The 23,246-nt window shown below is 57.4% G+C and carries 18 protein-coding genes, 1 other RNA gene and 2 pseudogenes; 15 read left to right on the top strand and 6 right to left on the bottom strand.

The features are described from left to right. Positions 1–86 precede the first annotated feature (86 nt). The 7 genes from FHT09_RS10685 to FHT09_RS10655 all read left to right on the top strand — a co-directional run bounded on the left by FHT09_RS10685 (position 87) and on the right by FHT09_RS10655 (position 9,894). A non-coding RNA gene (locus FHT09_RS10685) (sX9 sRNA) lies at positions 87–161 on the top strand. 805 nt (positions 162–966) lie between these two features. Continuing rightward, a complete protein-coding gene (locus tag FHT09_RS10680) occupies positions 967–1,965 on the top strand; it encodes an arabinogalactan endo-1,4-beta-galactosidase (RefSeq protein ID WP_047126143.1) in 999 nt (332 codons plus the stop codon). A gap of 295 nt (positions 1,966–2,260) precedes the next feature. Then, positions 2,261–4,948: a pyruvate dehydrogenase (acetyl-transferring), homodimeric type gene (gene aceE / locus FHT09_RS10675; RefSeq protein WP_104606229.1), complete on the top strand. Its 2,688-nt coding sequence runs from the start codon at positions 2,261–2,263 to the stop codon at positions 4,946–4,948. A gap of 88 nt (positions 4,949–5,036) precedes the next feature. After that, positions 5,037–6,395, top strand: coding sequence for a dGTP triphosphohydrolase (gene dgt / locus FHT09_RS10670; RefSeq protein WP_104606228.1), 1,359 nt, complete (start codon positions 5,037–5,039; stop codon positions 6,393–6,395). Beyond that, positions 6,389–6,985 carry a hypothetical protein gene (locus FHT09_RS10665; protein WP_146096503.1) on the top strand — a complete coding sequence of 199 codons (597 nt, stop codon included), beginning with the start codon at positions 6,389–6,391 and terminating at the stop codon, positions 6,983–6,985. The genes dgt and FHT09_RS10665 overlap by 7 nt, the downstream gene beginning before the upstream one ends. 312 nt (positions 6,986–7,297) lie before the next feature. After that, positions 7,298–9,469, top strand: a complete 2,172-nt coding sequence (locus FHT09_RS10660) for a GNAT family N-acetyltransferase (RefSeq protein WP_146096502.1) — start codon at positions 7,298–7,300, stop codon at positions 9,467–9,469. Next, positions 9,466–9,894: an ASCH domain-containing protein gene (locus FHT09_RS10655; RefSeq protein WP_146096501.1), complete on the top strand. Its 429-nt coding sequence runs from the start codon at positions 9,466–9,468 to the stop codon at positions 9,892–9,894. Before FHT09_RS10660 ends, FHT09_RS10655 begins: the two co-directional genes overlap by 4 nt. A gap of 263 nt (positions 9,895–10,157) precedes the next feature. Here FHT09_RS10655 and FHT09_RS10650 read toward each other — a convergent pair whose 3' ends face one another. Together FHT09_RS10650 and FHT09_RS10645 are read right to left on the bottom strand one after the other, a co-directional pair. Further along, positions 10,158–10,640 (bottom strand): hypothetical protein, encoded by a 483-nt coding sequence (locus FHT09_RS10650; protein ID WP_146096500.1) that lies wholly within the window; start codon positions 10,638–10,640, stop codon positions 10,158–10,160. Between the two features lie 74 nt (positions 10,641–10,714). Then, positions 10,715–11,455, bottom strand: a complete 741-nt coding sequence (locus tag FHT09_RS10645; RefSeq protein WP_258077218.1) for a transposase — start codon at positions 11,453–11,455, stop codon at positions 10,715–10,717. Positions 11,456–11,832: 377 nt separating this feature from the next. Between FHT09_RS10645 and FHT09_RS10640 the strand changes: the two genes are divergently transcribed. Continuing rightward, the gene (locus FHT09_RS10640; protein ID WP_258077217.1) at positions 11,833–12,300 is read left to right on the top strand and encodes a hypothetical protein; all 468 of its coding nucleotides are present in this window, start codon (positions 11,833–11,835) and stop codon (positions 12,298–12,300) included. Between the two features lie 9 nt (positions 12,301–12,309). Next, positions 12,310–13,248: an XVIPCD domain-containing protein gene (locus tag FHT09_RS10635; protein ID WP_104606226.1), complete on the top strand. Its 939-nt coding sequence runs from the start codon at positions 12,310–12,312 to the stop codon at positions 13,246–13,248. A gap of 801 nt (positions 13,249–14,049) precedes the next feature. On the opposite strand, the gene FHT09_RS10630 is transcribed toward FHT09_RS10635, so the two are convergent. The 3 genes from FHT09_RS10630 to FHT09_RS10620 form a co-directional block, all read right to left on the bottom strand. Continuing rightward, positions 14,050–14,379 (bottom strand): hypothetical protein, encoded by a 330-nt coding sequence (locus FHT09_RS10630; RefSeq protein ID WP_146096499.1) that lies wholly within the window; start codon positions 14,377–14,379, stop codon positions 14,050–14,052. 95 nt (positions 14,380–14,474) lie between these two features. Then, on the bottom strand, positions 14,475–15,137 hold the full coding sequence (locus FHT09_RS10625; protein ID WP_104606225.1) for a hypothetical protein: 663 nt from the start codon (positions 15,135–15,137) through the stop codon (positions 14,475–14,477). A 97-nt stretch (positions 15,138–15,234) separates the two neighbouring features. Further along, on the bottom strand, positions 15,235–15,798 hold the full coding sequence (locus tag FHT09_RS10620; protein ID WP_047128025.1) for a hypothetical protein: 564 nt from the start codon (positions 15,796–15,798) through the stop codon (positions 15,235–15,237). A 719-nt stretch (positions 15,799–16,517) separates the two neighbouring features. Between FHT09_RS10620 and FHT09_RS10615 the strand changes: the two genes are divergently transcribed. The 6 genes and pseudogenes from FHT09_RS10615 to FHT09_RS20450 all read left to right on the top strand — a co-directional run. Continuing rightward, positions 16,518–16,916 carry a SymE family type I addiction module toxin gene (locus FHT09_RS10615; RefSeq protein ID WP_184416942.1) on the top strand — a complete coding sequence of 133 codons (399 nt, stop codon included), beginning with the start codon at positions 16,518–16,520 and terminating at the stop codon, positions 16,914–16,916. A 357-nt stretch (positions 16,917–17,273) separates the two neighbouring features. After that, the gene (locus tag FHT09_RS10610; protein ID WP_104607548.1) at positions 17,274–17,681 is read left to right on the top strand and encodes a hypothetical protein; all 408 of its coding nucleotides are present in this window, start codon (positions 17,274–17,276) and stop codon (positions 17,679–17,681) included. Positions 17,682–17,717: 36 nt separating this feature from the next. Then, the gene (locus FHT09_RS10605; protein WP_258077310.1) at positions 17,718–18,872 is read left to right on the top strand and encodes an XVIPCD domain-containing protein; all 1,155 of its coding nucleotides are present in this window, start codon (positions 17,718–17,720) and stop codon (positions 18,870–18,872) included. A 42-nt stretch (positions 18,873–18,914) separates the two neighbouring features. Next, positions 18,915–19,117 (top strand): annotated as a pseudogene (locus FHT09_RS10600) (SymE family type I addiction module toxin); the annotation flags it as partial. Between the two features lie 205 nt (positions 19,118–19,322). Continuing rightward, positions 19,323–20,135, top strand: coding sequence for a hypothetical protein (locus FHT09_RS10595; protein WP_146096602.1), 813 nt, complete (start codon positions 19,323–19,325; stop codon positions 20,133–20,135). A 1,347-nt stretch (positions 20,136–21,482) separates the two neighbouring features. Continuing rightward, a pseudogene (locus tag FHT09_RS20450) lies at positions 21,483–21,872 on the top strand (XVIPCD domain-containing protein); the annotation flags it as partial. Positions 21,873–22,271: 399 nt separating this feature from the next. Here the strand turns inward: FHT09_RS20450 and FHT09_RS10585 are convergent. Then, positions 22,272–23,204, bottom strand: coding sequence for an AraC family transcriptional regulator (locus tag FHT09_RS10585; RefSeq protein ID WP_047126132.1), 933 nt, complete (start codon positions 23,202–23,204; stop codon positions 22,272–22,274). Between the last annotated feature and the right edge of the window lie 42 nt (positions 23,205–23,246).

The raw sequence follows: 23,246 nt of genomic DNA, 5'->3' as shown, positions 1-23,246 counted from the left end.
GCGCGCTCGTGCATGCATGAGCGCGGAGCGGTCGACAAAACGGCTGCGCAGCCGCCAGGTGGGCGCAGCCGTTGTCCGGAATCGGCATGGACCAATCTTCACTGCAGTGCCGGGTGCGCCGTCCGCACCATCTGACGGCCGCTCGCTACGCGCTGGTAGTCGCGCTTGATGCGGTGACTGCGCCCGACCCGCAGGCCCGACGCGGCGACGCTTCGATCCGCGAACTGCCGCCATCGAGTGGCTTGTAAGAAAAACGCCGGCTTGCCCGGCGTTTTTTCGTTCGGTCGCTGCCCATCCATGGACGCGAGCTTGTCGAGTGCGCCGAGCGGGCAGGGCAGCTGGAAGCCGGGCGGTCTTCACCCGTCGGGCTGCTGCTGTCGAGCTGGAATCGCAGCTTGCCGCGGGAGCGCCGGTGACGGTGATCGAGCCAGGGGTGTCGTTCCAGAATCAGCTGTCAGCTGTCAGCTGCCAGCCGCAGCCACAGCCACAGCCACAGCACAGCACAGCACAGCCACAGCGCGCGGTGAGCGGCGTACGTACGGCGAGGGTGTGCGCTTCCAGCAACGCGTCCCGGTGCCAGGAAGTCGGCAGCGCGTCATCGCATCGAGCCCGGATACATGCGCTGTCGCTAACAGTCCACCACACCAATCGCCGCAGCGACCGATCGCCAGTCGCACACGCCGCGCACTAGCGCGCCGGTTTTCTGTTGCACCCGCACAACAATGCGCTGGCGAAAATATCGCCAGTTCGCTGGCGCAAGGTGTTTGCCGCCGCGAGATATGCCGCAATGGCGCAGCAGCTATAGCGAGCGCGGCCGCATTGCGCCGCCGTGCTGCAATCGCCACCGTTTCGCAGCGTGTCTGGCCGCTGCGGGCAGCGCCGCATCGCCACAGGCATGCGGCGAATTCGGGGGGATCAGGCAGGGCGCCACGTGGCGCGACATCCAACCATCAAGGGAGAGGGTTCATGCACGTTCTTCGCAAGGGGTACCACTGTGTGCTGCTGGTGCTGCTGGGCGGCCTCAGCGCCGGCGCCGGCGCGCAGGGCATCGCCAAGGGCGCCGATGTCAGCTGGCTCAACCAGCAGGCCGCGGCCAACCCGCCGCAGGTGTTTCGCAATGCGGCCGGCAATACCACCGACTTCATCAAGCTGTTCAAGGATGTGGGCGGCAACGCAGTGCGCCTGCGCGTGTGGGTCAACCCGTCCGGCGGCTGGAACGATGGCCGCGACACCCTGGACAAGGCCAAGCGCGCGGCCGCGCAGGGCATGCGCATCATGATCGACTTCCACTACAGCGACAGCTGGGCCGACCCCGGCAAGCAGACCAAGCCGGCCGCCTGGGCGGGCCACTCCGTCGCCCAGCTCAATACCGATGTCTACAGCCACACCCAGGGCATCCTCAGCTACCTCAAGGACAACGGCATCACCGTCAGCTGGGTGCAGGTGGGCAACGAGATCAACAGCGGCATGCTGTGGAACGAGGGCAAGACGCCCAACTTCGCCACCCTGGGCCAGTTCATCAACAGCGGCTACAACGCCACCAAGGCGGTGTACCCCAACGCCAAGGTCATCGTGCACCTGGCCAACGGCTACGACAACGCCAACTTCCGCTGGTTCTTCGACAACCTGCGCTCGGCCGGCGGCAAGTGGGACGTCATCGGCATGTCGCATTACCCGCCGGTCGGCAGCTGGCAGGACTACAACAACCGCCTGGACACCAACATGCGCGACATGATCTCCCGCTACGGCAGCGACGTGATCGTGGCCGAGGTCGGCATGGACTGGCAGCAGGCCGCCACCACCCGCGCCATGCTCACCAACCTGCTCAGCCGCAGCAGCGCCATCGGATCGCGCGTGCTCGGCATTTTCTACTGGGAGCCCAACGCCTACCCCGGCTGGCAGGGCTACACCATGGGCGCGGTCAACAACAACGGCCAGCTGACCGAAGCGCTACAAGCGTTCTGACCACCCCCCCCCCACCGTAGGAGCGCACCCGGGCGCGACGGGCATTACCGATAAACCCCCTCGCGCCCAGGTGCGCTCCTACGGGGCATGCACCTCGGGCTGGCCCTTATCCTTTGGTCGTACGCCGGCCGCGCCCGCAGCCGCGGCACCCGCCACCAGCACACCCACGCACGACACCGTCCCATTCCATACGCACCCGTAGCGAGGAATGGCAACAGGTGCGTGCGGTACACTTGGGGGTTCACGAATTCACGATGTCGACACACCCGCGGGGTGTGTCCCCCCGGGAGCGCTAATGAACTGGTTGAACGAAGTGCTGCACAACGATCCGAACCCGCTTGAGACGCAGGAGTGGCTCGAATCGCTCAAGGCGGTCATCGATGTCGAAGGCCCCGAGCGCGCCCACCAGCTGCTCGAGGGCATGGTCGAGCAGACCCGCCGCGCCGGCGCCTACCTGCCGTTCTCGCCCACCACCGAGTACGTCAACACCATCTCCCCCGCCAACGAGGCCAAGAGCCCCGGCGACTCGGCCATCGAGTGGAAGATCCGCTCGATCATCCGCTGGAACGCCATGGCCACCGTGGTGCGCGCCAACCGCAAGCCAGGCGACCTGGGCGGCCACATCGCCTCGTTCGCCTCCAGCGCCACCCTGTACGACGTGGGCTTCAACCACTTCTGGCGCGCTCCGTCCGACAAGCACCCCGGCGACCTGCTCTACATCCAGGGCCACAGCGCCCCGGGCGTGTACGCGCGCTCGTTCCTGGAAGGCCGCATCGACGAGCAGCAGCTGGACAAGTTCCGCATGGAAGTGGACGGCGGCGGCCTGAGCAGCTACCCGCACCCGTGGCTGATGCCCGACTACTGGCAGACCCCCACCGTGTCGATGGGCCTGGGCCCGCTCGCGGCGATCTACCAGGCGCAGTTCCTGCGCTACCTGGAGAACCGCGGCCTGATCGAGAAGTCCGACCGCAAGGTGTGGTGCTTCATCGGCGACGGCGAGAGCGACGAGCCGGAGACCCTGGGCGCGATCGCGCTGGCCGGCCGCGAGGGCCTGGACAACCTGATCTTCGTGGTCAACTGCAACCTGCAGCGCCTGGACGGCCCGGTGCGCGGCAACGGCAAGATCATCCAGGAACTGGAAGGCGTGTTCCGCGGCGGCGGCTGGAACGTCATCAAGCTGCTGTGGGGCGGCTACTGGGATGCCCTGCTGGCCAAGGACAGCGACGGCATCCTCAAGAAGCTGATGATGGAGACCGTCGACGGCGAGTACCAGAACTGCAAGGCCTTCGGCGGCGCGTACACCCGCGAGAACTTCTTCGGCAAGTACCCGGAGACCGCCGCCATGGTGGCCGGCCTGTCCGACGACGACATCTGGCGCCTGAACCGCGGCGGCCACGACCCGCACAAGGTCTACGCCGCCTACCACCAGGCCGTGAACACCAAGGGCATGCCCACCGTCATCCTGGCCAAGACCGTCAAGGGCTACGGCATGGGCTCGGCGGGCGAGGCGCTCAACCCCACCCACCAGACCAAGAAGCTGGACGACGACGCGGTGCGCCACTTCCGCGACCGCTTCAACATCCCGGTCACCGACAAGCAGCTGGAAGACGGCCAGGTGCCGTTCTACCACCCCGGCGAGGACTCGCCGGAAGTGCAGTACCTCAAGGAGCGCCGCGCCGCGCTCGGCGGCTACCTGCCGTCGCGCCGCCCCAAGGCCAGCCAGTCGTTCGTCGCGCCCACGCTGGACAAGTTCGACCGCCTGCTCAAGGACAGCGGCGAGCGCAAGTACTCCACCACCATGTCGTTCGTGCAGAGCCTCAACATCGCCCTGCGCGACAAGGAACTGGGCCCGCGCATCGTGCCGATCGTGGCCGACGAGGCCCGCACCTTCGGCATGGAAGGCCTGTTCCGCCAGATCGGCATCTATGCCCCGTTCGGCCAGAAGTACAAGCCGGTCGACGCCGACCAGCTGATGTTCTACCGCGAGGACCAGACCGGCCAGGTGCTGCAGCAGGGCATCAGCGAGCCGGGCGCGATTGCCTCGTGGATGGCCGCCGGCACCAGCTACTCGGTCTCCGACGTGCCGATGCTGCCGTTCTACATCTACTACTCGATGTTCGGCTTCCAGCGCGTGGGCGACATCGCCTGGCAGGCGGCGGACATGCGCACCCGCGGCTTCCTGCTCGGCGGCACCGCCGGCCGCACCACGCTCAACGGCGAGGGCCTGCAGCACGAGGACGGCCACAGCCACCTCGCCGCCGGCGGCATCCCCAACGTGCGCAGCTACGACCCGACCTTCGGCTTCGAGGTCACCGTCATCATGCAGCACGGCATGAAGGCGATGATGGAAGACCAGATCGACGAGTACTACTACATCACCCTGATGAACGAGAACTACGCCCACCCCGGCATGCCGGACGGCGCGGCCGAGGGCATCATCAAGGGCATGTACCTGCTGCAGGACGCCGGCAAGCCCAAGAAGGGCGAGCTGCGCGTGCAGCTGCTGGGCTCGGGCACCATCCTGCGCGAGGCCATCGCCGCCGCCGAGCTGCTGGACAAAGACTTCGGCGTCACCGCCGATATTTGGTCCTGCCCCAGCTTCAACGAGCTGCGCAAGGACGGCTTCGACGCCGAGCGCTGGAACCGCATGCACCCGGAGGCCGAGCAGCGCAAGCCGTACGTCACTCGCCTGCTGGAGGGCCGCCAGGGCCCGGCCATCGCCGCCACCGACTACGTGCGCCTGTTCGCCGACCAGATCCGCGCGTTCGTGCCGACCACCTACACCGTGCTCGGCACCGACGGCTTCGGCCGCTCGGACACGCGTGCGAATCTGCGCCGCTTCTTCGAGGTCGACCGGTACTACATCGCGCATGCGGCGATTGCCGCGCTGGCGAAGGACGGCAAGATGACCGGCAAGGATGTGGCCCGGGCGATCAAGCAGTACAAGATTGATCCTGAGAAGGCGAATCCTGTCGGGGTTTGATGGTTAGCTCGTAAATCAAGAAGGCGGCCTGAGGTCGCCTTCTTTTTTAGTCAATCTTCATTCCAAATCAGATGTACTGGGAGGGGTAATGTACAAGGAATTGTTAACCGTCGAGCGCATACGTAAGAGCACAAGAGGCCAGGAAAGCATCGCGCAAGAAGTCGAGAGTGATCGCGCACGCGTTCTGTACTCCGCTTCATTCAGGCGATTGCAACGAAAAACCCAAGTCTTCCCATTGGAGGACAATGCGGCTGTTCGTACCCGTCTTACGCACTCTTTAGAAGTCGCGCACGTAGGCAGGTTTCTAGCAACCAGCGTAATCCAAAAGGTCTCTGATTCTAGAGAAATTGCTCGCTGGGGACTCGAACAAACAGATCTGAAACATGCTTTTGTGGTGACAGTCGAGGTTGCGTGTCTGCTCCACGATATAGGCAATCCTCCGTTCGGGCATTTCGGTGAAGCAGCCGTCGCAAAATGGTTTTCCGGCCGCTCCGATAGTCCTAATTACTTGGACTTCACTGGCTTTGATGGGAATCCCCAGGGCTTTCGTATAATAACCAAGCTCAATGGTTCTGACGGCTTGAGCGGTATGAACCTGACCTTGTCGCAACTTGCGGCGACACTCAAGTATCCGTCAACTCCATTGGAAAAAAATCACTACAAGAAATTTGGTGCTTTTTTTTCCGAAACGGATGCGCTCGAAAAAATTAGGGCTAAGTTTTCTCTAGGGCCAGAGCAGAGGCATCCGTTGGCCTACCTAATGGAGGCCGCGGATGATATATGTTATTGCTTGAGTGATATTGAAGATGGTGTGGAAAAAAGAATATTGACTCATGATGATTTCATTGAGGCGTTAATCGAAGAGGTTCGAGCGGACAGCGAGGTTAAGGGTGTTATCGAGGGCGTTAGGGGAATGGCAAAGGGCGCCGGTAAAGTTGATGAGACGGTAGCGTTTAGAAGTTCCCTTGTGCGAAGGTTTGTCACAGCGGCGTCTTCTGCCTATGTGGATAAACATAATGAGATTCTTGCGGGTACCCTTAAGGAGATCATTCAAGAAGATAGCTTGGATGGGCGCATTTTGGGCGCAATTAAAAAAGTAGTTAGAAATAAAGTTTATAGAGACCCTTCAATCCAATCACTAGAGCTATCTGGCTATGCAGCAATAACGGGTCTTCTTGATCGCTTTGGTACTCTGCTAGATCTGCCGCGGGAAACGTTTGTGAAGCTTTTGGAGCCTGGTGCAAGAATGTCTGGCTACGACGTAGAAAAACGATTGATTGATTTTATCGCGGGCAGGCATGTGGCGACGTATGTACAGGCTACCCAAGCGTGCTGTGATGATGTAGAGGGTTGGTGTCGCGCACATCTTATTGTTGACTATATTTCTGGCATGACGGATTCTTTTGCCATGGATATGCATAAAGTCCTGGGTGGCACAAAGTGGTAGATGAAATTTTCAGCTTCGACGCGACATCTCACCCGGTCAGTCTGGTGCGAGAAATAGAAGCTATTTATGGCAGAGAGGTGTTGCTTAGTTTTTCTCGGTATTTTTATCGTCCGTGCCATTTGCTCGATGAGCGAGTGGTTTTTACCGAGACTGCTGCTGCCGTAACATCTGGGTGGGTATTAGAAGCTATCTCTCAGCTACAGGATGAGTGGGAGTTAGCAATGAATTCCGTTGTTCTTGATGGACGTGGGCGAAAAAAGCATCTTGGAATGATCGATTTTGTTGGAAAACCTCCGGTCTCTCTAATTAGGGAGCGGGCAAGAAATTTTCTCGGCTCAAGAATGGCGGCTAGTTTAATTTTGTTTGATAGTGGCCGAAGTATTCATGGTTATTCTTTGGGCTTAATGGGGCCCGCAGAATGGCATCATTTTTTAGGTCGTCTATTGCTCATGAATTTGCCTGGAGATAAGCCGTTGGTAGATGAGAGATGGATTGGTCATCGTCTTATCGGCGGGTATTCCGCGCTTAGATGGAGCGCCAACTCATCGCATCACTCGGCAGCCCCTCGCCTGCTAGAGAGTATTAGATAGTTCAGTCAAAGATAATTTTAAGAAAAAAGGTCTGTGCCACATTTTGGGGAAATTTAAGTCGCCAATTCTTGTGGCAACGTCTAATGGCATGCGCGGTTGGCGACGAGCAGTCTTGAATCTTTCTCAATGCTGCGTCAGCTGCCCAGGAAGCTCGACTATGCTCTGTGCCCTAAATCCACCCTCTCGATAAGCGATGAGATTGCGGCTGCTCGGTACCTTAGTGTTTCGCAGATATCTAATCTGCCGTGCGCGCCAGCGGTAGACTAGTCGAGAGAATTTTAGACCAAAATTTGATGCTTGCTGGGGAATGGAATGAATTCACTTAATAGTAAGGACAAGGCGAAAGCCGTAAGCATTCTCCAAAACTGGGAGGAAGTGGCTCCGTATGTCGACTTGGTTCGAGCAGCGTCCGATTCAAACAAAAAATCACTTGGTTTTTTGCCGGCGTCAGTTTTTGCTAGACACGCACGCCGCAATCAGCTTTTTGTAGCGGTGGATCCTGCGTCGCAGAGCTACCTGGGGCATTTGCTATTTGATTTGAAGTTCCCTCATGCGACTGTGTTGCAAATGTATGCCGATCCTCTGAGCCGCAGGCGAGGTGTAGCCGGGCAACTGATTAGCGCACTAAAGCAACTATTGGGCACCCATGAATTTCTTTCGATAAGAGCTCGGGTGGCGGAAGATCTCGTTGATGCAAATAAGTTCTGGGCTGATGCGGGCTTTGTTGTTGGAAGAAGAGTGGCTGGCGGAGAGACTACTGGTCGAAAGATTCTGATACGGGTTTTTGAGCTCGATACACCCCAGCTATTTCCACCAAGTGGTTTAACTAAGCGCGGCGCAGATAATTTGGGTTTGACAACGGCGGGCTCACAGGCCCTGCCGGTCTATCTGGTAGATCTGAACGTACTCTTTGATATAGCGCATCAGCGAGCAAATCATGAGGCCGCTGTATCGCTTATTCGGTTGGCACATCTGGGAGAGTATCAACTCGCAATCAGCGATGAAGCAGGCAGGGAGCTTGATAGAACTGCTATCTCTGGCCATCCTGATCCAATGCGCGGTGTAATTGAGTCTGTTCCAAGGGCTGCTTTGGTCGATAGTGAGGCTGTCGAAAAACTCATTGAAGAGGTTGCGCTCTTAATATTTCCTGAAAAAAAATACCCGGATGGCTTCAAACGGAATGATATTTCTGATGCGCGTCATGTTGTGACTGCTATTTCACATGGGGCTGCTGGTTTCGTAACGCGCGACGAAAGAATTGTTGGAGCATCGGAAAAGCTTGCCAGAAACTACGGAATAAGTGTTCTTACCATTGAAGACTTTATACGTCCACTTTGGACGGACGAACATAAAATTCAGTTTGACGTTGGAGAGTCTGGCGGATTTGAGGTAATACGTTATGGAGATGTAGATGCAGATGCCGTAAGAAAATTTCTGCTATCTCAGGGTGTTGAAGCTCACGACATAACCGGTAAGTGGATTCCATTAGCCGCTGGTGAACGACTGGCGAAGCGGGTCGTGGCGAAGGTGAAGGAAAGTGTAGTAGGCGTTTGCTGCTGGTCACGCTCTGCCAAAGATAGTAGAAATGTATCAATTAGAATATCCGCCGATGAAACCCTTGGGTTTGTTCTTCCAATGGCGGATGCATTGCTGACTTCTGTGATTAGCGAGTGTTGTGAAGTTGGCTTCTCATCGCTGTCTTTGGAAATGCCTTCCGGGCAGATTGCAGCAAAAGAGGTGGCTTACGGCTACGGATTTCGAGTAAATCATGCCGGGGTGCTAAGAAAGCTCGCAACGAAGATGGTAGTCGGGCCTGCACAATGGGGCCTACTACGCGATCAGATAAAAGCCGAGCAGCAGCTCTCTCTTCCGATATCGATGCCAGATTGGCGAAGGTATGCGGAGCCCCAACCAATAGATGGTGCCGATGGTGAGAGGAGGTTTCTTAGCTTTCGAGATCTCGAGAACTTGCTTTCTCCGTTGATTTTTGCTGTTGAGGATCGTCCCGGACTTGTAGTTCCGATTAAAGCAAAGTATCTAGAGCGCCTATTGGGAGCCAGTCGTCAGCTGACCTTTGGCCCCAAGATGCAAGCTGAGCTCTCCCGGCAGCGAGTCTACTTGGGCGACCCTAGATCTCTGAAAAAGTACCAAAAGGGGGCGCTTCTATTTTTCTACGAATCCGGCGCCAAAGGAGAGAAGTCAATCGTCGCGGTGGCTAGAGTGGTTGACGCGTTTCTCATCCGGCGCGACCAGAGTGCGTTAGAGTCATTGTCGAAGTCCGTTCTGACGCTTGATACACTATCTGAGATTGGTAAGGCAAAAAATAAAGCGGCTTGCCTTTTTGATAACGTATTGTGGCTAAAGAACCCGGTCTCAATAGGTGTGCTTAGAAATATCGGAATAAAGGATGGGCAGTTGATAACCGCATTATCGTTGTCTGAGAATCAGATAAGAAAAATACTCTCGGTTGGAGCTACGGCATGAGCGCAAACATTCTGATATCACTTGAGCCGCGTCATGCGCAGAACATTTTGTCCGGCGAAAAAAAGGTGGAGCTTCGGCGTAGGGCGCCGAGGGTGTCGCCTGGCACGGTGATATGGATGTACGCCAAGATGCCTGAAGGTTCGGTTGTTGGGCATGCAACGGTAAAAAAAATACATGAGGCGTCCCCCCAATATTTGTGGAAACGTTTTAAGAATCAAGTGGGTGTATCTAAGGCTGAGTTCTTTGAGTATTTCTCGTGCCGAGCAACTGGCGTAGCAATAGAATTGCAGGATACGAGGCGACTCGAGAATCCTGTCAGCCTAAAGCAGCTCAGAAGTGTTGATGAGTCTTTCCAGCCTCCTCAGTTTTTTAAACATTTGCATGTTAAAGAAATGGTTACTGATGCAGTTACAGCCGCCAAGTGAAGATTATTAGGAGGGGGAATAAGAGGCGCACTTGTTCATGTGGTAAGAAATTTCGTAGGCGTTGCGTCCGTTACAGAAATGACGGCCAGAGAGCGCTTCTTTCCTTTGAGCTTGGCTACATCGACTACCTAATCGCTTAGCGATCCGACGCGGTGGCCGAAATTGCTCCTGCCGCAAGCGCAAGCCGGGCTGCACCAGAAACTGTTAGTAATGCAATCAGGTTCACTTCTGGCTATAAATGAACCTGACTCGTTTCTCGTTGGTCAATTGTCTCCGTTTCTCTTGTCCGGGTGGCCTTCGAGCTTGTCCCAAAATACCTTCCTCTGAGAGCGGAGTCGAACGCACTCATCTGCCTTGTAAACCCGTGTCTCGGGCGTAGCGACCGGACTATCGCATATCTTCACAATTGCATTGTTGTCTGCAACTTTGCTAACTAAAAGCACCAGACCAAAGCCTGTTGCTGTCAAGGCTGCATAAAGAACTAATCCGAGAATGCGCGAGGTTCGACTTTTCAGTCGTTGAGATAAGCCTTCGTCGAAGCGAAGAACTGCAATGAACATAAATGCTATAGATGTGATGATGCATGCAATAAATACATTCTTTTCCCAGCCGACCGGGCCATCAATCGTTTCCGTTCGGAAGAACGCAATGCCCGCACTGGCGATCGCTACGGCTAGGGCCCAATTGCGTCCTAGTTCCAGTAGGCCTTCAAGCATGTAGTTGCGGGGCTTCATCTCAGTACTCATAGATATTTCTCCTTGTGATGTACCAATTGAGCAAGCTCACCGTCTCAAGGTTTGAGATAATTTTTTGAGCGGATTCACTGTTTGGACTGTTGACAATCGGTGCATTTGCTAGCGACCTCGCGACAAGGAGCGTCGAAACTCCTCACGTAGCGGCACCCACCTCCGACAAACCGGTGGGTCTTGGTTTCGACCATTGCGCGGAAGGCGTCGTGGCCCAGGGCTCGCTGCTGCTGTAGATGAAGACGAATGCTGGTAAGCAGTTCGTCGGAGAGGGCTTCATCGAGCAGAGCACGGTAGGCGTTGGATCGCTCGATCGGGTCGCTGCCAAGCGCAAGCCAACAGGGATGTGGTGTCAGTGAGGAGTGCTTGCGCTGGCCTAGATTGGCTGGGCAGCTGGACCAACGATACGCTGCCGGGTTGTCTGTCAGGCGAGCACGCACGGGATTGAGCTCAATGTAGCGATAGCAGCGAAGGACGTAGTCCGCACTGTCCACAAGACACGCTTTGTACCGCCCTTCCCATAGCGTACCAGTGCGCCCGTGGCGGCCATTGAACAATGCTACGTAGTTTCGTCCAAGCCGCTGCATAAGTTGCCCGATTCGTCTCGCCGCAGGTGGCGTGACTAGCAAGTGCACATGGTTGTCCATCAATACGTAAGCGTGCAACTGGCAGCCTGTGGCATACAAGGCCTCATGCATCAGGTGCAGATAGCGCAATCGATCGCCATCATCCAGAAAGCAGGGCAACCGGTTGTTCCCCCGCTGCACGATGTGCTGCGGGATGCCGGGAAGGTCGATGCGTGGAAGTCTGGCCATGGCACAAGACTCGCAGCCAGGCGTTGGTGCTGATAGCGAGGAAGCCCTCTCGAAAGCTGAAGCTGTAGCCTGAAATTTGGGTAGGAAGTGAACCTGACCCCGTTAGCGCCGTGTAGGAACTAAACCTGACCGCTGTTAGCGGTGTATAAATAAGCAGGGCCATAGACGCGCGGCTTGGCAGTCTCGCTTAACGTGAAGGGATACACATGCAACGATACGGGCAGCTTCTGCTGTGTGTTCTGGTCTGCTCAGGCATCTCGCTGCTGACAGGTTGCCAGGCACAGACAACCCAGACGCAGGACGTGGCAACGCGCGTTGTGGCTGATGGGCAGGTTCCCATCGTACGACCGCTGCAGTTGGCAGGGATGTCCAGTCCGATGGTGGTCGAACTCAACGTGCGGCCTCCTGGCAAGAATGCGACTGACACACTCTTCCTGGGTATCCGCGTCGGTGACGAGGATGCTCTGAAGTCACTTGAAGCTGCCCAAGCGCTCCGCAGATCCGGCCTGCACGCTGAGCTTGTTCTGAAACGGCTTGAACCAAGCGGTGCAGTCAACATCCCATTGGTGCGCGTTGAATCGCAGGCAGGCGCTCCCGCTCGGACCATCGCTGTGAGTACAGACGGGCGTGTTCCAGGCGTGTGGCTGGACGAGGTGGATGGCTCGTCCCTTCAATCTGCGGGTCTGGAATCTCCAGGGCATCGCTACACGCAGCTTGCCTTCGCATGGGCGCAAGGAATTCAGCCTGGCAGGTATCAGCTGAGCATCAGGCTGCTTGGCCAGCCGCCGCAGTTGACATCGATCGAATCTGAGTTGCTGGTCGCTTACCGGCACAAATCAAAGTAGGAACACCTCATGGACGATAAATACGCTGTCACTCTCTACGTTGCCGCACCGGGGACACCGCTTCTTGACGGTGGAACATCGGCAGCAGGGCACATGTACTACACAGTCACGCACGGGAAGGAACAAACCAGCTTCGGGTTTGCACCTATCGAGCACGGTGTGATGTCAGGGCCTGGGAAGGTCTACAACGATGATGCCGATCAATACCAAAAGCCTTTCTATCAACGCACGATGGAGATCAGCAAGGATCAGTACGAAAAATTGGTGGAGTTTGGTGCAAAGCCCGGCGAGCACGGCTTCAATACGCAGTATCACGGCGCAATGAACAGTTGCATCGATTACACATGGGGCGCTGTCAATTACGCCGGTCTGCATCGTACCGACCTGAAGTTCATACAGGATAAGGACTTCGAGGGTGGCCTGAAACCGCTCAGCAACGTTGAGTACATCCGTAGTATCAAAGCCCCTGTTCCCGACAGCGAATTGAACACTGAGCAATACAACCCGATGCCGGAGCGGACACTCCTGCAGCGCATGATCAGTGATGCGCAGTTGCCAGACAAGGATCGTGAGATGCTCAACACGATTCGGGAACAGGTTGCAGGCATCGATCAGCAACATGGCAGGGCCTACGATGCCACTAGCGAGAAGATTTCCGTTAGTTTGCTGGCAACCGCGAAGGAGGGCGGACTGAGCCGTGTAGACCACGTGGTTCTCGGAAACACTCCCGGTGATGGAGCAGGCCAGCGCCTATTTGTAGTGCAAGGCGAGTTGGAAAACCCTGCTCACCTCAGAGCATCGATAAAGGCCGAAGAAGCAGCAAAAACACCTGTCGAGCAGTCATTCGCAAAGGTCGAGCAAATCTCTAACACCCAACAAGAACGTGCGTTGGCAGCACAGCAGGAACCCGCACTTGAGCAAAGTCGGGCGCCGATGCAGATGGGTTGATCGCCGTTGATTTGGCTGGGAAAGGGAGCCGGTTGGTGAGGAAATGGCTGGGTCAAGGTGCTTAGCCGATAAGTCAGCTTGACGCCGGCGAAGCAGCCGGTCCTTGCTTTGAGTATCAGGAAGAAGACGTCGTGGTTGCGCTGCTTCCATGGCTAATTGCGAGTTACGAGGCTGGACTATGGGGCGCGTTGTCAAGGCAGTGTTGGTTTTGGGGCTTGTGCTTGTGGCCGCGCCTACGGGTTGGGGTTCTTTATTCGCTACCAACTGCCACAGTGACGGCTGCCTGGGTGTTCTGGTGCTATGGGCGGTAGGGTTACTTCTCGCGCTGTTAATGGTGCTTGGGTTGATTACCCGCGGCTTAGTAATCCGTTGGAAACGGTGGCAAGTTCCCTCAACAAACATGGCAATTGTGTGGGATCGCATTGGCCTTTTGGGGCGGGATCGTCGCTTTGGGATACTTCTTCGCCACCACGCGGTCCTAGGCCGGCAGGAGTGGTACACATGACATGAGCGATCTCGCAGAAGCCTTTCTATCACCCGACCAAAACTAGTCGCCGCTTCGTAAGTAGGTCGCTTAAAGTGCTGTTACCTGCTGGATAAAATTTTGTGTAATGTCTCAATTGCTTAGGTCATGTGAGAATGCGCTTTTGGCAATAGCTTGAATTCAAGGATTAGCAATGATGCGGTTATGCGGGGTCGCGTTGATCAGCTGCTTCTCATAGGCAAAAGCACCTGGTCTTTAATGTCTTGCTGAAAAATTCAGTGAGTAGAGCTTGCTGCGACCGTCGAAGCTCGCGTCTACTAGGATCTATCCGGCGCAGTTGATGATTGAGGTATGACAGGCGACTCTACGGGTCTGCTGGGATCTGTTAGGCCTGCACGCAGAGCTTGAGTGTCCTTGACCGCCTTCTCCTTGGCTTTTGCATAGGTTTCTCTAGCTTCGGAAACCAAGACGTCGAGGCGCGCTCGCTCGGTGTCTAGCTCCGTTGTATCGATACCCATTGAGGCAGCCTCTTGCGAAGTCATATCCAGCGAACGCTTGGTCGCGATGAGCGCGTAGAGCATGCCTTCCGCGGAATCAGCTGGTGCTTGGATAGCCGCGATCTGCGCGAGCACTTCGTGTCGTTTCATGTCAACCAGGTTGCCGAGCACTAGAGCTGGATCATAGGGTGTTGTAGATGGCACGGTGAAGGCTCCTGATGGTCAAGGTGTCTATGTGTCCGAGCTTAGCTTTCTTCTACTAACGCGGCACTGGAGGCGGTTTCACAAGCAGTCAGGTCATTTGTAGCGTGGGGCAACCTGAGAGAGTCGTTGATGCGTTTGATCCAAATCTCGCCGGCATCGGCTGCCTTTTTCTCTGCGTCGCAGCGCCACAAGCTAATGAACGCACCAATTCCGCACATTGCTGCCGCAGTTGCGTAGAGCCATTGCGAGAGTCCGCTAGCGTGGGCCGCCACATAGGTTGCGCCCATCGCCATGGATGCAAGCAGGAAATAGCGCACCAACGACCAGCGGTGATTCAGCCATCTGCGAACTGCGCGCTTGTGTCGCGTGTGAGCCCAGCGCACCGTTTGGGTGTCTGAGTCGTAATGGTAGAACTCCCAGATCTCCGAAAGGTCCATCAATGCCTGGCTGCAGTGTGGGTGGCTCAGAGCGGTGCGGATGACATGAGCAGGTAGCGGTTGTCCATAGAGATGGCGAACGGTGACCTCAAGCCAGAGATCGTCATCTGCGCGCTTGGGGTCCCAGTGCTCAAGGAATTCCCGTCGATGTTGACTTCGCCTGCCATGAAGATCGAAGAGACCGCGCGTTGCATAAATGATGAGCGCGAACAACACGATTGGGATGAGTAGGCCAGGGCCACCGGCCGCGATCATATCCTTGAACATTCACCCCTCCTCAATGAGCGTGAAGACCACGATGGTCGGCGGAGGCGCGGACGCAGGATCGGAAGCTGACGTCACGTCTGCAGATGCCGATTCGCGTTCAGTTCGTGACCGGAAGGGCCGCGATCCTGGAAACACCGGGCAGTCGCTGTGTATAGAGCTTGGCCATGTCATCGGGGTTGACCACATGTGCAAAGTGCTCAAGGCCGATGGTCAGGAAATCACCATGGCGGCCATCGCGCTTGATTCCCACTTCAACGGCCTTGAGCGCGCTGATCCAATACCAGGAGACGTTGTCATTGTCCTCGCCTCTGTAGGCGTACCAGAGCGGGATACGGAACATGCGTTCGAACGCGACCGCTTTCAGCAGCTCTTTCTGCAGGCTTAGCGTGAAGCAGGGCGACCCGTCCCACTCCTTCAAGTCGAAGTTCTTGGCATCTACGGCAATCAGTCCGATGGAGTCGAGCAGGACCATGAAATCCGGTCGCTTGATCTCACCTGTGAAGAGTGGGGCGAAGCTTTCCCTTGCCTGGCAGACCGCAACGTAAGACAGGCCAGAGTCGCCAAGCCACTTGCAGAGATCCGTCTCCCCAATATCGCCTTTCTCCTTGATTGCCTCCTTGGTACCTACGATTGACTCAGAAATTCTTCGCAAGATTGACATGTCGTTCCTTCAAGTGGAGCGGAGCGCGGTATACCGAAAGCAGCAAACCATTGCATCGGTCGCAGTGCATAACTCCTTGAGAGTGGATCTTCGGTTTTGCGATACAAGTCACTGGCTGGGCAATCGATGCCAAGCATTTGCGACGGGCTTGCCCTGCGGGCGCGGAGTCAGGCAAAGGTCTTATGTAGCTATTGACACGCCACACCTTGCACTTGCAATCTAATCGCAAGGAGCGTCGAAACTCCTCACAGAGCGGTACCCACCTCCGTCAAACCGGTGGGTTTTTTGTGCCTGCATCCAGCAGGTACAAGCCGACGCAATGCCTGCGTCGGGAGGGCGGCTAATACAACACCCGCAAGGGAAATACGCCCGCCGGCTCTGTGCGGTTTCGAACCTCCCGACATCCCGTCGCCGTTGGCGGCGGTTCTTGGGTTGTTCCAGGAGGGCGTTGCCATGTCTACCGCACCATCCATGCTGGCGTCTGTGCCAGTTGACCTGTTGTCGATCACCTCTCACCACCTGCGGTGGAATGTGGCCGGAGTGCTGTGCCGGCTCGCTGCACGCGCAGCTGTTGAGCAGGCGAGCGACCATCCGGCGTATCCGCTAAGTCGCCAGCTCGCTGTGCTGCTGCACACCTCGCGCCGCCGGTTCGCACGCAGTGCTGCGGGGATGCAGCAGTGCGTCGCCGCATCCATCACCCGCCACCACCCGGAGGCGCCATGACACGCCGCCGCCCACCTACGACATCTGCCAGCGGACGACCCACCCGCACGCGCACGCGCCCCACGCCGCCCAAGCGGGTGCAGTGGGTTGTTGTGGAACCCGACCGCACCAGGCTGCCACCGATGCTGCCGCCCGACCCGGACGCCGCCCCGCGAGGCCCCGGCACGCTGCGCGCACCCCGCCGCGCCCGCCGCCCGCGCCAATGCACCGTCAGCTACACCCATTACCCCGGCGCCCACGACCACGCCGACGACCAGCACGTGCCCCACGTCCGCCTCAGCGGCTTATGGCTGGAGCAACTGGGCTTTGCCATCGGCACCAAGCTGCGCATCACCGCCAGCGAAGGGCAGCTGCTGATGGAGGTGTTGCCGCCGGTGGGAACGCCGGCAAAGTGACCTATCGCGTGTCGCTCAGGGCTGCCTGCCGCATTCATGTTAAGTCGGTGCGCGGTTCGTCAATCGTGCGGTCTAAGAGCGACTTGCGGTGATTGCTACCTATGCCTGATCCAAGATCATTGGCGTGTTAGATTTCAGCGACACTCTTAGCGCAGGACCAGAGAGATGGCCCTTCACCTTGGGGAATCCCTTGGCAGGCAAGGCAACAACGGACGTAGTGACTCACCTCGGGCAACGTTGTTAGCGAGTGCGCTGCTGGCACTATGCACCCTTCATGCGGGGTGTGCCCCGAGCACTCCACGCGATCAGTTAGCCATAGCGGCTGCAAAGCCCTCCGCTGAAACCAGGAGCAAAGACGTGACGGAGCGCCTTAAACAAGACGTCGATCGTTTGATCGCAACAGACTTCCAGGATGTCGCCGCCGTCAGTACTCAGCTCCAAGCTCAATTTGGACCACGGCACGTAGACGGAGAAAGAGAGCTTCGGGTAAGCGAGCAAGGCGTGCTGGCAGGTGAAAAGGTGCAGCATGTTGAGTTCATTAGTGCAACAGATGATCCATCGCGTGGGAAGTTGGTTATCGATTTCTCGCCACCTGGTCCGGGTTTTATGGAGTCTCCCTGGGTAGACGCTATTCCTTACCCACCTCGTCCAGATGCGCGAGATTCCAGGGCCTATTGGGAGATGACAGTTAAAGGCACTAAGGTCATCTTTGGTCTGACGGAAGACCAGTCACACCTAAGTTATATCTCGATCAGCAAACTTTGAGATAAAGTTTGATGAATCAAGCAAGGGAAATGCGTGATGGAAATTAATGAAGATAAAATATTTCCACTGCCGAAACAGGTAGGTGCACAGTCCAATGGTGCGCTACCGGCTTCTCCGCTGAAGGATCCAGCATTGGCGCCTTTGATCAACTCTTCACCCACACTCCAAACGGGCCTTTCTCAGTTAAAGCGAGATGGCATAGGCATTGATTGGGGCAGCGCGGGTGGAGGCACCTACCTGGATCCAGGTAAGAAAGTAGTGATTGACCAGAACGCAACTGGCAAAGGCGAACGGATCGCCAGATCACTATCGCATGAGATTGGACACCATGGTTTTGCTGAGCCTAAAGATTATTCTTCCAAGCAAGCTTATGTGAACAACATGCTGCGCGGCGAAGCCGCTGCAACGCTCAGTAACGCACTAGTCCGACGTGAGATTCTGAATCATCAGGGGCCGGATATCGGTATTTCTGGAAGCGGCACGAGGCCGCAGCAGTACGAGGCAATTGCAGATCAGCAAATGGCAGGTCGCATCACACGCGATGCTGCATTGAACCAGATTGCCCAAGTCTTCAAGACGGAACAACCTTCGGTCGCTCCAAGTAAGACCTACGAACAATATTATGGCGATTACTACGACAAACACATCGTCCCCTGGAAGCTTAAACAGGGGCGGCCGGAGCCCGGAGCCGTTGGCGATATCACTACTTCTGGTGTGAAGCAGGGTGGACTTGGATCTGAATCACATCCGGCATCACCGAAGACCGCATTGTTGCCCTCACAGCCAGGCCATGCGGACCACGCGCTTTACCAGCAGATCAAGGGTGGCGTGACGCAGCTCGACGCCCAGCACGGCAAAGAGTGGGACGGGGCAAGTCAGCGCATGACTGCCAGCCTGCTTGCGCTGGCAAAAGAGGAAGGGTTGTCGCGGGTGGATCATGTTGTGCTCAACAACCCAACAGGTCAGCTGGCCGGCGGCGAGAAGGTCTTTGTCGTCCAGGGCGCCCTCAACGACCCGGCACACCAGCGTGCACACATGCCGACGGTGGACGCCGTGCAGGCGCCAGAGGCCCAGTCGTTCGATCGCCTGCAGGCAATCAACCAGACTCAGGCCCAGGCGCGCGAACAGCAGCAGGCGCTGGAGCAATCGCAGCAAGCCGTTACCCAGGCCGGTCCGTCGATGACGCGTTGAGGCCCAACACAGCAAAGATAAGGCCAGGCCATCCATACGCACTCCCGCTGTACGCGCCAGTGCACCGAGCTACACCCATTACCCGGCACCCGCGACCACGCCGACGACCAGCACGTACCCCGCTTACGCCTCAGCGGGCTATGGCTGGAACAAACAACTGGCTTTGCCATCGGCACCAAGCTGCGCATCACCGCCTGCACGGGCAGTTGTTGATGGAGGTATTGCCGCCGGTGCGGTGCCGGTAGCGCCAAGCAGGGCGCGGCGCTGGGCTTGGGGCCGACGGCCAGAGGCGCGGGAAAACCCTTCACTTACGTGAGTTTGGTTCCCCAGCGTATTCCGTTATTAGTCCATGAAGCGAAGAGATCCGCGGCCACTGTACTGGCCGGAACGTGCCCGAACTGGTTGCGTGATGTAACTTGTCCAGCCTCGACACATTGAAGGTGCACGGCCATGAAAGGCATTGGGAATAGTTGTTATGCGCTAATCTTTGCGGGAGTCTTTTTGCTGCCTGGGTGCGGTAAAGCACAGCCAGAACCTGGTAGCCAGCAAGCGGCGGCCACCGCTGCGACGCCTGCTTCTACTCCAATCACAGATGTCGATGCACCGCGACCTCCCCAGATTGTGATCGGTACCTATGTCACCGAAGGTGGATGGGGGCGCCTGATCATTGATGCACCCAAGGGCCAAGCACTTCCGAAGTTTTCCTTGGATACAGAGAATGTCGACAGCGGATGTACGCTTTTTGGTCAGTTGGATAAAAGCGGCCGCGCGGTTGTTTATGAAGGTGCAGAGCCAAGTCAATGCTCACTTGCTCTGAAGATGGAGGCGAGTGGTGTAGCCATCAGCACTTCGACCAAAGAGCAGTGCCAGGCCTATTGCGGCAGCAACGGCAGCTTCGAGGGAACCTACAAGCGTGTGCCTTCAAGCTGTGCCACCGATGCAATCGAGAAGGCGCGTCGCAACTTCAAATCCTTCTATGATCAAAAGAAATATGTCGAAGCCAAGGGCGCGCTTGCGCCCATTTATCAACGCTGCGTGCCGACAATGAGTTTGGCCGATGAGGGCGCACTACGGAACGATTACGCGCTCACGCTCTACAAGTTGAAAGACAAGCCAGGCTGCCTGTCGGCTTTATCCAAATACCAGCAAGATGCTGCGCGCACGGATGACCAGATTTCCGAAGGGATGGCGCCAGGGGTCGTTGACGAGTATTTGACCGTCATCCACGCTGCCCGCACGAATATAACGCTTTGCAGCCGTTAGTTGATTGATTCGTCAGCCAAGGAGAAGGACATGCCGCAAGAAACAGGACAACCAGTGCCGCCGCAGCTGAGTGACAACGAACTCAAGACACTTGCCTATTTTGCGATCGGCGTCGCATCAGAGGGAAGCATGGCGGGCAAAAACGTTGCCTACCGGCTTTCATTTGCGGGGTCCATCAATGATGGCGTGATGACGCCCATCGGCAATAGTGGATTTTCAATCGGGACGCTGCAAACCGATCTCGGGCAACATCCAGATGTCGCGACCGGCCTAGTTGACGCCTATCAGGGGTGGGCTAGGCAACAAACACCGGCTGTTGCTCTTTCAGAGCAGCAGCGCACGCAAACCATCCACGACTTACAGCGGGATGGCCATGCCATCAAGGCGGAGAATGGAAGAGCACTTGATGGAACGATCAAATCAAACATTGATCGCTTCCTCGCCTCTGACGAGGGAACCGCATTTGTACATGAGCACGACCGAACTCAGGTCGAGCAGCTGATGCGACCGGGCGATGGTGCAAAAGATCTGGGCAGCGCAGTGCAGCAGCTACGCAAGACGGATCTATATGCAGAGTCAGGTCTGAATGATCAAGCAAAGTTGGCAACGATGATCATGAAGCTTGAAAACCAGGCTGGACGTGGTCGCTACCCTGGCGTGCTACAGGGTATCAATGACGGGACGTTACAGAGCGTCGACGACGTAAAGACACGAATCGATGGCATGCTCCCCAACAAGATCGTCAAAGGTCACGAGCAGGCGGATTACATCGAAAGTGGTGTAGAGCATGCACTGAAGGGCACCGCAGTCTTCAATGCATTGCGTGAGGCAAACCAAGCAAGCCCACTGTCTGCTGCGTACGGGAGCGTGGTGGCCGATCCACTCATCAATCCGACTGATGCACGTAATGGCCGCGGCGCTGCTGATGTGTCTCATCACTACGGTGTGGTTAAAACACTCTTCTTGCAAAACGGCGAGGCCCCAGCCTTCATCCAATCAGTGGATCAAGGCGCAAGTCACGCATGGGGGCGGCCACAAGCTGAGGGAAAGAGCGGTCCAACCGCAGGTCTTTACTCTTCCGGCAACGATGTTGTCGTATGGAACCGTGACGGTCAGGGCCATGCAGTTGTTGGTGGTGTGTGGTCGGATGCTTTACGGGGTAGTCTGAGCCGAGAGCGGCACCAGGACGGAACGACTGATATCAATCGCACGAATTCGGATGGCTCGCATGAACGCCTGCTCCATGTCGATCCGCATGCAATTCCATTACGTGTACGAGGTGAGGTCAGTCACCCTGAGCGGCATGAAGCGCAGCCTGTAGGGCCGACGCATGGCTCGCTCGGTCCATCTCAAGATCCCCTACATCGTCAAGCAGAGGATGCCGTGCGCCGCCTGGAGCAAGGCCTCGGTCGAGATTACGACGACAACAGCGCCCGCCTTGCAGCAAGCAGCGCATACCTGGCCAGGGAGAACGGGCTGTCGCGAATCGATCATGTCGTGCTGAGCGAGAACACCAAGTCCGTGCGGCAGGGTGAGAACGTCTTCGTTGTGGAAGGCGCGTTGAACGACCCCGCTCACAAGATGGCGCACATGAAGACCAGCGACGCGATTGCACAGCCGGTCGAGCAGTCTCTGGGGCAGTTACAGGCCTTGAATGAGACGCAGCGCCAGCAGCACCCCCAGCAGCAGGAGCAGCAGCGCGAGCAATCGATCGCCCCGCAGCACCGGATGGTGTGACGCCTCATACATTTGTCTGTCTCGGGCAGTGTTGCACGCGTTCTTCTGCGGCATGCTGCGAGCGGTAAGCGAGATGCCGTGCCGGCCAGTTGTCCGTCACGACATCGTCTGGGGACGCTGCATCCTCAACGTAGTCATGCAGCGTTTCCAGGCATGGCGCGTACTGAGCAGTCTTGTCTTGGACGATTGCCACGTCGTTGCGCATATTTCCCTTCTCGTTCCATCTCGGCGTCTGCCCGCACTGCGTCAGGGCGGGAGACAGTGTAGAGAGCGCCGCTTGATAGTCCTTGCGGTCGTAGCGCTGCTGAAATACCGCGCGTGCGCAGGCCGGCAACGTGCGGTCTCCGCGCTCCTCCAAGCGGAAAGAGCCATGCGGTTTAGTTGCCTCGGTTCCCTTAGTTAGTGCGAAGAGACGTACACCGCATCCGCAAATGCTTCGGGAATTGCAAACGTCTCCCGCATCCTCCGCGCCTCGGCCGCCGGCGTGGCACCAAACAACCGCCGGAACTCACGACTGAACTGCGATGGGCTGGTGTACCCCACCGCATGGCTCGCCGCTTCCGCCGTCAGCGATTGCCGCACCATCAACAACCGCGCCTGGTGCAGCCGCGTCGACTTCACGTACTGCATGGGCGAGACCTGCGTGATCGCCTTGAAGTGGCCCTGGAAGCTGGGCGCGCTCATGCCTGCTTCGCTCGCCAGGCGCGCCACGTCCAGGGGCTGCGGATATGAGGCGTGGATCAAACGTAGCGCCTGGCTGATGCGACCGAACTGGCCGCGCATGGCCAGTGCACTACGCATGGCGCTGCCCTGCGCGCCCGTCAATACGCGGAAATAGAGCTCGCGCAGCAGTCCCGGGCCGAGGACGGCGGCATCCAGTGGCTTCTGCATGGCCTCGAGGAAGCGCAGGACCGAATCGCGCATGGCGCCGTCCACGGGCGTGGACATCATGCTCTGCGGTGGCTGCAGAGTGTCGGCCAGGCCTTTGCGGTCGATCTGTTCCGCCACTTCCGCGGCGAGCGGGAAGTCGAGATGGAGGTAGAGGGCCAGCAGGGGGTGGGCCGGCGTGGCGTCCGTTTCCATCGTGAAAGGCACGGGCACCGAGACGGCGAGGTACTGGTCCGCGTCGTAAAGGTAGAGCTGGTCGCCGAAGTAGCCGCGCTTGCGGCCCTGGCACACGATGACGATGCCGGGGTCGTAAAGCACGGGCGTGCGGGCAAGCGCCCGGTCGGAGCGGAGGATGCGGACGCTCGGCACCGCCGTGAGGTTATAGCCCTCGTCGGGTGCCAGTTCGCGCAGAAGTTTGAGCGTGCGAGCCTTCGGAGCATCCATAGGAATAGGCAAGAATAAAAGCCAATTGTGTCTTATCGACCC

The sequence above is a fragment of the Xanthomonas sp. CFBP 8152 genome (assembly GCF_014199025.1).
Lineage (GTDB): Bacteria > Pseudomonadota > Gammaproteobacteria > Xanthomonadales > Xanthomonadaceae > Xanthomonas > Xanthomonas arboricola_B.
This window is presented reverse-complemented; position numbering and strand designations above follow the sequence as displayed.